Annotated in this window: 13 protein-coding genes; 1 reads left to right on the forward strand and 12 read right to left on the reverse strand. The window is 63.6% G+C overall.

Features of this window, described 5'->3' with window-relative positions; translation table 11 throughout:
• Positions 1 to 19: 19 nt before the first annotated feature.
• The 12 genes from KSS96_RS03090 to KSS96_RS03145 are packed head-to-tail and all read right to left on the reverse strand — an operon-like array spanning position 20 to position 10840.
• On the reverse strand, positions 20 to 2329 hold the full coding sequence (locus KSS96_RS03090; RefSeq protein ID WP_017526508.1) for an MMPL family transporter: 2310 nt from the start codon (positions 2327 to 2329) through the stop codon (positions 20 to 22).
• Positions 2319 to 3014 carry an outer membrane lipoprotein carrier protein LolA gene (locus tag KSS96_RS03095; protein ID WP_032883352.1) on the reverse strand — a complete coding sequence of 232 codons (696 nt, stop codon included), beginning with the start codon at positions 3012 to 3014 and terminating at the stop codon, positions 2319 to 2321. Before KSS96_RS03095 ends, KSS96_RS03090 begins: the two co-directional genes overlap by 11 nt.
• Positions 3011 to 3436, reverse strand: coding sequence for an acyl-CoA thioesterase (locus KSS96_RS03100; protein WP_017526506.1), 426 nt, complete (start codon positions 3434 to 3436; stop codon positions 3011 to 3013). The genes KSS96_RS03095 and KSS96_RS03100 overlap by 4 nt, the downstream gene beginning before the upstream one ends.
• Entirely contained in the window at positions 3429 to 4970 is a 1542-nt protein-coding gene (locus KSS96_RS03105) for an HAL/PAL/TAL family ammonia-lyase (protein WP_065879480.1), read from the reverse strand. Before KSS96_RS03105 ends, KSS96_RS03100 begins: the two co-directional genes overlap by 8 nt.
• Positions 4954 to 5889, reverse strand: coding sequence for a lysophospholipid acyltransferase family protein (locus KSS96_RS03110; protein WP_065879479.1), 936 nt, complete (start codon positions 5887 to 5889; stop codon positions 4954 to 4956). Before KSS96_RS03110 ends, KSS96_RS03105 begins: the two co-directional genes overlap by 17 nt.
• The gene (locus tag KSS96_RS03115; RefSeq protein WP_065879478.1) at positions 5886 to 6620 is read right to left on the reverse strand and encodes a glycosyltransferase family 2 protein; all 735 of its coding nucleotides are present in this window, start codon (positions 6618 to 6620) and stop codon (positions 5886 to 5888) included. Before KSS96_RS03115 ends, KSS96_RS03110 begins: the two co-directional genes overlap by 4 nt.
• Positions 6613 to 8283, reverse strand: a complete 1671-nt coding sequence (locus KSS96_RS03120) for an acyl-CoA synthetase family protein (protein ID WP_068937014.1) — start codon at positions 8281 to 8283, stop codon at positions 6613 to 6615. The genes KSS96_RS03115 and KSS96_RS03120 overlap by 8 nt, the downstream gene beginning before the upstream one ends.
• Positions 8280 to 8825: a COG4648 family protein gene (locus tag KSS96_RS03125; protein ID WP_017526501.1), complete on the reverse strand. Its 546-nt coding sequence runs from the start codon at positions 8823 to 8825 to the stop codon at positions 8280 to 8282. The genes KSS96_RS03120 and KSS96_RS03125 overlap by 4 nt, the downstream gene beginning before the upstream one ends.
• The gene (locus KSS96_RS03130) at positions 8822 to 9076 is read right to left on the reverse strand and encodes an acyl carrier protein (protein WP_003187949.1); all 255 of its coding nucleotides are present in this window, start codon (positions 9074 to 9076) and stop codon (positions 8822 to 8824) included. The genes KSS96_RS03125 and KSS96_RS03130 overlap by 4 nt, the downstream gene beginning before the upstream one ends.
• A 9-nt stretch (positions 9077 to 9085) precedes the next feature.
• On the reverse strand, positions 9086 to 9355 hold the full coding sequence (locus tag KSS96_RS03135) for a phosphopantetheine-binding protein (protein ID WP_017526500.1): 270 nt from the start codon (positions 9353 to 9355) through the stop codon (positions 9086 to 9088).
• Positions 9333 to 10145 carry a lysophospholipid acyltransferase family protein gene (locus KSS96_RS03140; RefSeq protein WP_017526499.1) on the reverse strand — a complete coding sequence of 271 codons (813 nt, stop codon included), beginning with the start codon at positions 10143 to 10145 and terminating at the stop codon, positions 9333 to 9335. The genes KSS96_RS03135 and KSS96_RS03140 overlap by 23 nt, the downstream gene beginning before the upstream one ends.
• Positions 10121 to 10840 (reverse strand): beta-ketoacyl synthase chain length factor, encoded by a 720-nt coding sequence (locus KSS96_RS03145; RefSeq protein WP_017526498.1) that lies wholly within the window; start codon positions 10838 to 10840, stop codon positions 10121 to 10123. The genes KSS96_RS03140 and KSS96_RS03145 overlap by 25 nt, the downstream gene beginning before the upstream one ends.
• A 327-nt stretch (positions 10841 to 11167) precedes the next feature.
• On the opposite strand from KSS96_RS03145, the gene KSS96_RS03150 reads away from it, so the two are divergent.
• Positions 11168 to 11938, forward strand: coding sequence for a ParA family protein (locus KSS96_RS03150; RefSeq protein ID WP_003171256.1), 771 nt, complete (start codon positions 11168 to 11170; stop codon positions 11936 to 11938).
• Positions 11939 to 12029: the final 91 nt, after the last annotated feature.

Consider the following 12029-nt stretch of genomic DNA (forward strand, 5'->3'; position numbering starts at 1 on the left):
TTGGCGATAATCACATTCATTAGGCGTATTTGCGCTGGCCGGCCCAGGGCGCCAGCATAAAGCTGAAGGCCAGGCCCAGGCTGACCGATAGGCCGAAATTACTCACCGCGGGCGTACTGGATACGGCCAGCAGGCCAAACGACAACCAGGTCGTCAGCGCCGCCAGCAGTGTACCCAACAGGCTGACAGCAGCGCCGCCGATCTGTTCGCGCATCAGGATCGCGTAATCGACGCTGATCGCCGTGACCAGCAGCAAACCAAACAGGCTGAACAACGTCAGCGGCTGGCCCAGCCAACCGAGGCTGGCCAGGCTGCACAGCGCGGCCAGCAACGGCAGGGCGACGATGCGCAAGGCACCCCCGAAGCCGAACGGCAAGATCAGCAACAGCACGATCAGTACACACGACATCAGTTTCAATTCGGCGGCGCTGACCTGTGTGTCGGCAAATACGCGGTTCAAGTCGCCGAGGCGGTCGACTAACTGCACGCCGGGCAAGTCCACCGCCTGCACACGCAGCAGCGCCGGATTGTTCAGGCCCTGCAGGCTGACCATCGCCGCCACGCCGCCATCCACCGGGCCGAGCCACAAGGTGCGCCAGGGTTCGGCCAACGGCCCTGTCAGCGCGGAGTCGATGTCTTCGGTGGGCAGCGCTTGCAGGTGCGCGACTTCGGCTTGCAGGGCGCTCGCCGGTACGCCGAGGTCCAGCAACGGCTGCCAATGCTGCGCGAGTGCGTTCAGGGCCTCGCGCAGCTGTTGCTGCTCGGCCGGCAGGTTGACCAGTTGATTCAGTGCCAGGTAACCCTGGAGCTTGTCCATGTTCACCAGTTGGTCCAGACGCTGGCTCAAGGCGCGTTGGCGCTCCAGCAACTGTTGTTGGTTCTCGGCGCGCACCAGGAAGAACTGGCTGGTGGGCTGGAACCCGGTGATGCGCGCCACGGCCTGGGCCTCTTGCAGCAATTGCGGCGGCGCGCCGATCCACTGGCGGATATCGTTTTTGCTGTTCAGTTGCCACAGGCCCCCGGCGCAAAACAGCAGCACCAGCGCCAGCAGCACCGGGCTGGGTACACGCTTGAGCAAGGCCTCACGCAACAGCCACAGGCATTCGGCGATACGCAGTGGCCAGTGCGCCGGGCGCAGCTCCACGCCCTTGAGCAGCGCCGGCAACAGGCACACGGCGCACAGGTAGGCCCCGACCAGGCCTGCGGCAGAGAACACGGCGATTTGCGTCAGCGCCGGGAACGGCGTCCAGGCCAGCGCCAGGTAACCGATGCAACTGGTCGCCAGGCTCAGGCTCAGCCCCGGCAGGGTCAGGCGCAACGCCGGCCAACTGCGCCATGGCTTGAGGCTCCAGCTTTTTGTCAGGTAGTGCAGCGGGTAATCCACCGCCACGCCGATCAGGCTGGAGCCGAGTACCAGGGTCATCACATGCATACGGCCAAACAGCGCCACGCAGGCCACGGCGCCAAACAGCATGCCCACCAGCACCGGCACGAAGGCCAGCAACACCCGCCAACGACGGAACGCCAGTAACAGCAATAACAGGATGCCCACGGTCGCGCCGCCGCCGACCCAGGTGATTTCCCGGGTGGCTTGCCGTTGACCGTTGGCGGCATACAGCAAGCCGCTGGCGGCCAGCAGTTGCGCACCCTGCTGGCCGGCCTGTGCGCGGCTGGCCTGGAGCAAGTCCGCCACCTGCAGCGGCAGTTTCATGTCGAAGGCATTGCCGGTGGTGCGCGCGCGCAGCAGCACCCAGCTTTTGCCGTCGGCATCGGCGATCAACGCGCCGCTGCCGATATCCAACTGCACCGCGCCGCGTTGCGGCTGGCTGTTCTGGATACGCCCGGTGAGGCCGAGCCAGTCCTCCTGGCTCGGCACCAGGCTGAAGCCGGTGAAGGGGTCAAACAGCGACTGCACACGTTGTTGGATAAACGCGTCGGGGTGTTCGATCAGTTGCTCGCGGTCCTTGGCCGAGAGCATTGCCAGGCGGCCGCGCAGCAATTGTTCGCGCAGCGCCGGCAGGTCGGCCTGCAGGTTCCACTGCACCTTTTCAAACAGGCCACTGGCCTGCCAGCGCTCGCCCAACTGCTGCGCCACGGCCACCGCTTGCTGGCGGTCGGCGTGCCCCACCAGCACCAGCATTTCGCGGTTGAGCGGCTCTTGCACGCGCTGTTCGGCTTGCAGTTCCAAGGCATCCGGCGTGCTGCCCGGCACCAGCTCCATCAGGTTGGCCGACAGCGGCGCGCCATGGCGCCACTGCCAGCCGGCCAGGGCCAGCACGGCCACCAGCAGGATCAGGAACAGGCGCGGCAACAGACGCTCACTGGGCAAAGTCGTGTTGCTCCGCTTCACTCAACGGTTGATCGGCGGTGCTGCCTTGCAGGCGCAATAGGGTGCTGTCGCCCTGGGTTTCCAGCAGTTCGATGGTGTGCACCAAGGCGCCACCGTCGATGTTGATCTGGTTGAACACCTGCTTGAGCAACATAGAGCGGGGGATCAGCGTGAGCTTCCACTGCGTGGCCTCGCCTTGCAGTTGCAGTTCGAAGTCGCGCTGCAGGCCGCTGCTGTCGCCCTGCAACACGGCGAGGAACAAGCGATTCTGCTCGGCGCCGGCGCTCTTGTTCGGCAGCAGTTGCCAGCCATTGGCGTCACGACGGGCAATGCCCTGGGCGCTGATGCGGTAGTCCTGCTGCAACGGAGTCTTGAGCAGCCACAACAGGCCGTGGTTTTTGGCGAGGACGAAGGAGCCCTGGCTGACCAGCGGTTGCGGCAGGGCACGCAGGTGTTTTTCCTGGATGAAACTGCCGTGGATCACTGAAGGCTTTGCCAACTGGTCGCTGAGTTGTTGCAGGTCAAAAGCGCATGCTGTGCCTGAAACGCTCAACAACAGCATAAACCCGATCACTGTGGGAGCGGGCTTGCTCGCGAAGGACTTGAGGGCGCCGCAGCGTGTCAGGTACCCAGCGATATCGTTAACGACCTTCGCGAGCAAGCCCGCTCCCACAGGGGATCTCATTTCAAGGCTCTCTCTACGGCGTCTGTAAATATTTTGGGCGAGGCCAACTGCATCTCGCGGCTGGCCATTTCCACGGCCACTTGCACGGTGCTGGCGCGGGTCAAGCGCTCGCCGCTGGCCAGGTCGGTAATCAGGTAGTTGACCTTCAAGCGGTTCTCCCATTCCACCAGGCTGGCGCGCACGTTGATGGTCTGGCCAAAGATCGCCCCGCGCACATAGCGCAGTTGCATGTCGATCACCGGCCAGGCGTAGCCGGCTTCGAGCATGGCCGTGTAGTTGTGGCCGATCTTGTCCAGCAGCGCGCAACGCGCCACTTCCAGGTACTTCACGTAATGCCCGTGCCAGACCACGTTCATGGTGTCGACGTCGAAAAACGGCACGAGGATTTCGGTGTCGCTGTGCAATACGCCTTGGCTACGCATGCAGCCTCCAGTGTTGTTCGGCGATGCGTTGCAGGCACAGGCGCAGTTCGCCTTCCAGGGCACGGTCTTCGATGACCGGCGGGAAGTCCTTGGCCAGCGCTTCGTGCATTGCGGCCAGTGCGGGCGGCAATGGGCGTGCATCCGCGGCCTGGGCGCGTAGCCACACGCCCTGGTTGGCGGCGAGCAAAGTGGCGGCGGCGACCTGCTCGGTCAGTTCCAGCACGCGGATCGCATCGCGGGCGGCGATGGTGCCCATGCTGACTTTGTCCTGGTTATGGCACTCGGTGGAGCGCGAGAACACGCTGGCCGGCATGGTGTTTTTAAGGGCCTCGGCGGTCCAGGCACTGGTGCCGATCTGCACGGCCTTGAAGCCGTGGTTGATCATTGCGCGGTCGGCCGGGGCGCCGGACAGGTTGCTCGGCAGGCCGTGGTTGTAGCGCACGTCCACCAGCAGCGCGAGCTGGCGATCCAGCAGGTCGGCGACGTTCGCCACCAGGGTCTTGAGGCTGTCCATGGCAAAGGCGATATGCCCGCCGTAGAAGTGCCCGCCGTGCAGCACGCGCTCTTCTTCAGCGTCGATGATCGGGTTGTCGTTGGCGCTGTTCAGTTCGATCTCAATAAAGGACCGCAGCCAGTTCAGGCTGTCGGCCAGCACGCCAAGCACATGGGGCGCGCAGCGCAGGGAGTAGCGGTCCTGCAGGCGGTGCAGCGGCGCGGTCGGTGCGTCGATGGCCAAGTCCTGGCGTAGCCACGCGGCGACTTGCATTTGCCCCGGATGCGGTTTGGCGGCGAACAGGCGTTCGTCGAAGTGTTCCGGGTTGCCTTGCAGCGCCACCACGTTGAGCGCGGTGATGCGCGTGGCCAGTTGCAGCAGGTAGTCGGCGCGGGCGAAGGCCAGGCAGGCGAGGCCGGTCATCACAGCGGTGCCGTTCATCAGCGCCAGGGCTTCCTTGGGGCGCAAAACCAGCGGGGTCCAGCCCAGTTCGCGATGTACATCGGCGGCCTGGCGGCGTTCGCCACGGAACATTACCTCGCGCTCGCCGGACAGGGTCGCGGCTACATAGGACAGCGGCGTCAAATCACCGCTGGCGCCCACCGAGCCTTCTTCCGGGATCAGCGGCAGTACGTCGTGCTCCAGGAACGCGTGCAGGCGCTCCAGCAGTTCCACGCGCACCCCGGACACGCCGTGGCACAGCGACTGCAACCGCGCGGCGAGCACCGCGCGAGTGGCTTGGGCATCGAGCAACTTGCCCAGGCCACAGCCGTGGAAGGTATACAGGTGGCGCGGCAAGGCTTCGACGTGCTGCAACGGCACGGCCACCACGCACGAGTCGCCGTAGCCGGTGGTCACGCCGTAGATCACGCCTTCCTTGTCCAGCAGCGAGTCGAGGAACTGCGCGCCCTTGGCGATGCGCTGGCGATACGCGGCATCGCCCTGCAACTGCGTGGGCGCCTGACGGTTGGCCAGGGCCAGCACGTCTTCGATGCGCAGGGGGCGTTCGCCAAAGGTTACCGGCTCAAGATGCGTCGTCATCGGTCTTCCAGAAAGGGTAAAAGTTGAACCATTGTTGGGGCGCTTGCAGGCAGAACTGGCCCAGGCGCGCGGCGTAGCGCGCGGTCCATTGAGCGATGACCTGCTCGCGGGTGCTGCGCTTCCATTCGATCGATGGCGCGAACGGCTCAATAGTCAAGTGATAGCGGCCCTGCTGCTTGAGGCACATGAGCAGGTTCACCGGGCATTTGAGCAGGCCCGCCAGCAGCCACGGGCCTTGAGGAAATGCCGCGTCATGGCCGAGGAAATCCACGCGCACCGTGCGCCCGCCGTGCAGCGGTACGCGGTCGCCGGCAATGGCCAGCCACTCGCCGTCGTCCAGGCGCTGGCTGAGCAGCAGCATGGTGGCCGGGTCCAGCTCGCTGACCTGGATCAGGCGCAAATGGGTCGCGCCGGCTTCACCGAGCAAGCGGTTGAAACGTTCGGCGTGCTTGGTGTGCACCAGCACGTTCATGGTGACTTGTTCGCCAATCTCGGCCAGAGCGCGGCACACTTCGAGGTTGCCCAAGTGCGCGCCCACCAGCATCTGCCCGCGCTCGCCGCGCAGTTGCCCGCGTAATTGCGCCGGGTCGTTGATGTGGATCTGTTCCAGGCGCAGCTTGCCGTTCCACACGTCGAGCTTGTCGAGCAGGGCGTCGGCGAAGGCCATGAACTGGCCGAAGACGCTGCAATGGGACGGGCGCAACTCCTTGCGCTCGCTCCACTCGGCCAGGCGCCGTTGGTATTGCCAGGCGCTCTGGCGCGCCGTGCGGCCAAAAAGGAAAAAGTACAAGACGATGCCGTACAGCACCGGGCTCAGCACGCGTCGGCCGAGAACTTTGGCGGCGATGGCGGTGAGCCTCATCAGCCAGTAGCTGCCGCGCTCTTCGCGGTCGGCCCAGTGCTTGGTGCTGTCGGTCATACCTGCCACCGTCGCCACAGAATCATCGGCGCGCGCACCAACATGCCGAAGAACAGCCGGGTGTGCATGGCGCTGATGCGCACGTTGTCGTGGAACAGCCGGAAATGCGACAGGCCGTCGGCGGGGTAGTGCACCTTCGTCGGCAACCATCGCATCGGTTGGTTGCGCCAGGCCAGGCGCACCAGGATGTCCGAGTCGAAGTCCATGCGCGTGCCGATGTAGGCCGAGTCCATCAGCGCCAGCACCGGCGTCAGGGGGTATACGCGAAAGCCGCACATCGAGTCGCGGATCTGCAGCGACAGCGTGTTGATCCACACCCACACGTGGGTCAGGTAGCGTGCGTAGAGACGGCCTTTGGGCACGCTTTCATCGTATTCGGGGTAGCCGCAGATGATGGCATCGGGGTGCCTGCGCGAGGTGTCGATAAAGGTCTCGACTTCGCGCAGGTCATGCTGGCCATCGGCGTCGACTTGCAGCGCATGGCTGTAGCCCAGGCGCGCCGCTTCGCGAAAACCGGCCATGACGGCGCCGCCCTTGCCCAGGTTATGGGGCAGGGTCACCAGGGTGACGTGCTCCAGGGTCGCCAATTGCGCCAACACCGCCGCGCACGCCGAGCTGCTGCCGTCGTCCACCAGCAGGCACGGCAGGCCACTGTTCAACAGGCTTTGGACCACCGCAGGCACGGCGGCCTCGTGGTTGTAGACCGGGATCAGTGCGCAGGGGCTATGCATGTGTGGCCTCCAGCACTATCCGGCCACTGGAACACGCGGCAACGCCGTTGCGGTAGGCGAAATACAGCTTGCTGCGTTCGCGGTCGAAGCGCAGGTGCAGTTCGACCGTGTCGCCGGGGCGCACCAGTTGCTGAAACTTGAGCACTTCCATGCCGGCAAAGGTCGCGGGCAAATCAAGCAGTTGCCGGCCGAGGTTGACGGCCCATTCCACCTGCACCACGCCCGGCAGCACCGGGGTGGCCGGGAAGTGGCCGCTGAAATAGGCCAGGTCCGGCGGCACGCTCAACTGCAGGGTCCATTCGCCATTGGCCTCGACTTGCTCCAGTACTTCAGGCGCTTTCGGCCGAGGCGCCAACAGCAGCGCGGTCACCTCGGCCTGGGGCAGTTTGCCCTGGGCATTCAGCGGCAGTTGGCGCAGCAAACGCCAGCGACGCGGCAGCGCCAGGGCTTCGCAATGTTGGCTCAGGTGCTGACGCAGGGTCTGGGTGAGGCTGCGTCGGCCTTGATTGCGCAGGGCGTGCAGGCCGGCGGCGCTCAATACCACCAGGGCGCCGAGGGAGGCGCGACTTTCCTGGATCACGCCCAGGCGCGTTTCGGCGACCCAGGGGTGAGTCATCAACGCCTGTTCGAGCATGGGTAGGGAAATGCGTTTTTCTTCCAGCTTGACGATGCGATCCAGGCGGCCGAGCAGCTCGAAGCGGCCATCGGCATGAATGCGCGCAGCGTCGGCGGTGTGTTCGATATGCCCGGCGGGCAGGTAGGGGGATGCGATGCGCAGGGCGCCGTCGGCATCCTGGCTCAACTGCACATCGGCAAACGGCTGCCAGGGTTGCGCGCCCTGGCGCCAGGCAATGCCGCCGGTTTCTGAGCTGCCGAGGATTTCCGTCGGCCATTGTTGCAAGCGATCGTAGAGGCTGCCGGCGGCCTCGGACGGCAGCGCGCCGCCGGAGGAAAACACCCGTGAAACCTGGCTCAACGCGGGCCAGTCGAGGTTGTCGCCCATGCGCTTGAGCAGCGCCGGGCTCGCCACCCAGGCGAACTGCGCATGCTCGCGGCTGGCGCGTTGCAAGTCTTCGGGGAAGGCCAGCTGCTTGCGCACAAAGGTGCGACCGGCACACAACGGCCACAGTACGCGGAACAGCAAACCGTAGATGTGCTGGGTGGCGACACTGCCGATGATGCACGCATCCTTGAGATCGGCGCCCCACAGCGCCTCAAGGGCTTGGACTTCGTTGGCCAACTGACGCAGGGTTTTATCGATGCGCTTGGGCTCGCCGCTGGAGCCGGAGGTGCACAGGCTCAGTTGGCAGGTATCGAGGCTGAGGGCGGCAGGGCTCAAGGGGGCTTGGTAGAGCGCGTCCAGGTCCGCCGCTTCAGTCAGCCAGGCGTCGACGGCATCGGCCCAGCGTTGGCGGGTTTGCGGTTGCAGGTCGGCGGGTAGCAGCACGCTGACTCCGGCACGCCAGGCCCCCAGCAGGGCGATCGCCAGGCTGCCGGCATCTTCCAGGTACACGGCCAGGCGTCGAATGCCGCGCGCTTGCAGGCCGGCCGCCAGGCTCAGGGAATATTCCCACAGCTGGGCGTGATTCATCGCAGGTTCGGTCGTGACCCTGCGTTGTTGCAGCGGCTCAAGCAGCAGGTGCTCAAGTTTCAACCCATTCATACGCGGCCTCGAACCCTTTGTCGTACCAGCCATTCCACGGCAAACAACAGCCCCATCAGCCCGTAGGCGATCAAGCCGTTGTACAACGTCCACCAGCTCAGCGGCGCCCACAGGGTGAGGGCGGCGGCGAGCAGGCCATTGCACAGAAAAAATACACTCCACACCACGGTGACCTGGCGCGTATACACCACCGCATTCGCAGGCAGGTCCGGTTCAGTCATGCGTGCCAGGCGCTCGACCATCGGCGGGCCGTATTTCAGGCTCAGGCCAAACAGCGCCAGCATGAACGCACTGACCAGGCTCGGGTACCAGCGCAGCAAGTACGGGTTATCGAACCAGGCCAGCAACAGGCAGAACACGATCACCGCCAGCGCCATCCAGCGGCTGCCGGGGCGGCGCGTACCCGTGAAGGCGCGCAGCAGCCACAGGCCGCCCAACAGCAGGCCGAATTGCCAGGGTGCAAAATGTTCGGTGCCGTAATACACCGCAAAGGGGTACAGCAGCCCCGCCAACAACAGGCCAAGGCCGATCAGCCGGCTCATGCGGCGGGCTGGACCAGACGGTACACCGCCTCAACCACATCGTTGACAGTGCGCACCGCCTTGAACTCTTCGGCGGCGATTTTCTTGCCGGTCTGGCGCTTGATATGGTCGATCAGGTCGACAGCGTCGATGCTGTCGATTTCCAGGTCTTGATACAGGTTGGCGTCCAGAGTGACGCGTTCCGGGGGCAGTTCAAACAGTTCCACCAAGGCATCGCGCAGGGTGTTGAAAATATCGTCACGAGTTTGCATGGTCCGGTCTCAAGCTGCCTGTCTGGCTGTGACGAATGCCGCAAGGCTGGCCACATTGGTGAAGTGATTGCGCGTGTCTTTGGCGTCGGCATCGATTTTGATGCCGTACTTTTTCTGGATCGCCAGGCCCAATTCCAGGGCGTCTACCGAATCCAGGCCCAGGCCTTCGCCGAACAGGGTTTGGTCGCTACCGATGTCGTCGGGGTTGATATCTTCCAGGCCCAGGGCGTCGATAATCAGCGTTTTTATGTCGTGCTCAAGGCGGTGTTGGTCGCTCATCTTCGGCGAGCTCCTTAATAAAATAGTCATGCAGGTAATCGTTGAGCTTGCGTGAGGCCTGGGGTGCGGGTCCCAGTGTTGCAAACGCCTGTGGTTCTATATCGGCACCCACGCGCAAACTGAAATGAAAGCGGCGTTTGGGGATGCGATACCAGGGTTCGGCTTTGGTCAGCGTGGTGGGGCTTACTTTGATCACCACCGGGGTGATGAGTGTCGCACCTCGCAGTGCAATGGCGGCGGCACCGCGATGAAAGGCAGGCGCTGCGCCGGGTGTGGTGCGGGTGCCTTCCGGGAAAATGATCAAGGTCTGGCCTGCGCGCAGGGCGTCTGCGGCGGCGTCGAGCATGTCCGAGCTGCCGTCATTGCTGATGTAGCCGGCGTCGCGCACCGGGCCACGCATGAATGGGTTTTGGAACAGGCTCTGCTTGACCACGCAGTTGGTCTGGCGCATCAGGCCGATCAGGAACACGACGTCGATCAGCGAAGGGTGGTTGGCGATGATCATCTGGCCGGGGCGACCGAGCTTTTCGGCGCCTTCGACGCTGTAGGTCAGCACGCCTGCGCGATACATCATGCGGACAAAGAACCAGAACAGTTTGCTGATGGTATGGCGGGCACGGCGCTGATGTTTTTCTGCGCTGCCCGGCAGGCAACTTAGTAACGGAAAAATCAGCAAGCGCAGGCACAGCCCACCGAAGCCGAACAGCGTGAAGCTGGCGGCGGTGGCGAGCAGGCGCCAGTAGTAGGCATCCCGTGGCTTGCTGGTCAGGCCTTGCGTTGCCAGTTCCATACGCGGTTCTTCCAGGCATGTTGGCAGGCGCCCTGTTCGGTGAGCAGGGTGCGCAGCAGGTTCAGGGCGTGGGGCCACTGGGTTCGAGTGGGTTGGACAGTGCCCGAGGTGAGTTCCAGTTGCCACTCGTCGCCTGGTGTCAGCAGCAAGCCAAGGGCGTAAGGGAACGGCACATCGACAATCCAGTTGGCGTAGGCCTCGGGGGGCTGTTCTTCGGTAATCACCAGCAACACCGCCGGCGTGCCTTCGTTGAGCAGCGCGGCAGCCTCAAGCACGCCGTGCTCCAGGCCGTCGCCGGCGGCGGCGAGGGCGGTCATTTCACTGGTTTCATCGCGCAGGATCGACCACAGGCCAATCACCGCGTTGTGCACCGACAGGCTGAACTGGGTCGGCGACAGCGGCTGGTCGTTGGCCAGGTCGCTGAGAATGTCGAGCGTGCGCGGGGTTTCACCATGCCGGGAAACAAACACCAACGGCAGGTCTTGCAGGCCCTCGGCCAGCGGCCAGCCCACGCTGAACGCCATGCGCGCCAGACGGCTCAGGCGCCGGCGCTGCATGGCCGGCAAAAACGACACGTCGGGCGAGGCTTCGCTGGCGGGCAGCAACACCGGGGCCCGACACCAGGCGTGCCAGTCGTCCGCACGCTCCAGGCCAGGGGCCCAGGCGCGCCATTGGGCGATGTTGAAGTTGATCACTGAGAAGTTATCCCGCCCCTGCGGGCTTCCATGTGCGGCTTTTGGCCCCGAATACCGGGACAGGGAGCAATCGCCGAATGGCGCGCATTATCCCGGTGCCGTGGGGTTCTAGCAAACTTTGGTAAATAATTGTTCACGGCTGATTACAAAATAGTGGGAGAGATTTACAGATTGTCCCCTAGCCGAGGTCGGCTTGGATTGTCGGACTATTCCTAATCACCTGTGCGTGGCCTGCCTTTGTTGCCGCAACGCATCGATGAACGAGGTAGCTAACAGGCGCTTTTGCCCTCTACACTCGGACAATTATTGATACACGGAGGTTTTTCCATGCGGCGTGTGGTGTTCAATCAGAAAGGCGGCGTGGGCAAGTCCAGCATCGCCTGCAACCTGGCGGCGGTCAGCGCCAGCGAAGGCTATCGAACCCTGTTGGTGGACCTCGATGCACAAGCCAACTCAACGCAGTACCTCACCGGGCTGACTGGCGATGATATCCCCATGGGGATCGCGGACTTTTTCAAGCAAACCCTGTCTTCCGGGCCGTTTTCGAAGAAGAACAAGGTGGATATCTACGAAACGCCGTTCGACAACCTGCATGTGATTACCGCCACTGCCGAATTGGCTGATCTGCAGCCCAAGCTTGAGGCTAAGCACAAGATCAACAAGCTGAGAAAGCTGTTGGATGAACTGGGCGAGGATTACGACCGGATTTACCTGGATACGCCGCCAGCACTTAATTTTTATGCGGTTTCGGCGTTGATTGCCGCTGATCGCGTACTGATCCCCTTCGATTGCGACAGCTTCTCGCGCCAAGCCCTCTACGGCCTGCTGGCGGAAATCGAAGAACTGAAGGACGACCACAACGAAGGCCTGGAAGTGGAAGGCATCGTGGTTAACCAGTTCCAGGCTCGGGCAAGCCTGCCACAGCAGATATTGGACGAACTGATTGCCGAAGGGCTGCCGGTGCTGCCGGTGTACCTGGCCAGCTCGGTGCGCATGCGCGAGTCGCACCAAGAGAGCAAACCGCTGATCCACTTGGACCCGCGACACAAGCTGACGCAGCAGTTTGTGGAATTGCATAACTTGCTGGAAAACGGCTGATTTTGCCGACGACACAAAAACTTGTGGGAGGGGGCTTGCTCCCGATAGCGGTGTATCAGTTTCGGATGGACTGACTGACCCATCGCTATCG

This window comes from Pseudomonas asgharzadehiana (assembly GCF_019139815.1).
GTDB classification, from domain to species: domain Bacteria; phylum Pseudomonadota; class Gammaproteobacteria; order Pseudomonadales; family Pseudomonadaceae; genus Aquipseudomonas; species Aquipseudomonas asgharzadehiana.

Excerpts from the sequence above, each read along its gene's own strand:
- KSS96_RS03095 (WP_032883352.1), bottom strand. The coding sequence starts at position 3,014 with ATGAGATCCCCTGTGGGAGCGGGCTTGCTCGCGAAGGTCGTTAACGAT.
- KSS96_RS03100 (WP_017526506.1), bottom strand. The coding sequence starts at position 3,436 with ATGCGTAGCCAAGGCGTATTGCACAGCGACACCGAAATCCTCGTGCCG.
- KSS96_RS03105 (WP_065879480.1), bottom strand. The coding sequence starts at position 4,970 with ATGACGACGCATCTTGAGCCGGTAACCTTTGGCGAACGCCCCCTGCGC.
- KSS96_RS03110 (WP_065879479.1), bottom strand. The coding sequence starts at position 5,889 with ATGACCGACAGCACCAAGCACTGGGCCGACCGCGAAGAGCGCGGCAGC.
- KSS96_RS03115 (WP_065879478.1), bottom strand. The coding sequence starts at position 6,620 with ATGCATAGCCCCTGCGCACTGATCCCGGTCTACAACCACGAGGCCGCC.
- KSS96_RS03120 (WP_068937014.1), bottom strand. The coding sequence starts at position 8,283 with ATGAATGGGTTGAAACTTGAGCACCTGCTGCTTGAGCCGCTGCAACAA.
- KSS96_RS03125 (WP_017526501.1), bottom strand. The coding sequence starts at position 8,825 with ATGAGCCGGCTGATCGGCCTTGGCCTGTTGTTGGCGGGGCTGCTGTAC.
- KSS96_RS03130 (WP_003187949.1), bottom strand. The coding sequence starts at position 9,076 with ATGCAAACTCGTGACGATATTTTCAACACCCTGCGCGATGCCTTGGTG.
- KSS96_RS03135 (WP_017526500.1), bottom strand. The coding sequence starts at position 9,355 with ATGAGCGACCAACACCGCCTTGAGCACGACATAAAAACGCTGATTATC.
- KSS96_RS03140 (WP_017526499.1), bottom strand. The coding sequence starts at position 10,145 with ATGGAACTGGCAACGCAAGGCCTGACCAGCAAGCCACGGGATGCCTAC.
- KSS96_RS03150 (WP_003171256.1), top strand. The coding sequence starts at position 11,168 with ATGCGGCGTGTGGTGTTCAATCAGAAAGGCGGCGTGGGCAAGTCCAGC.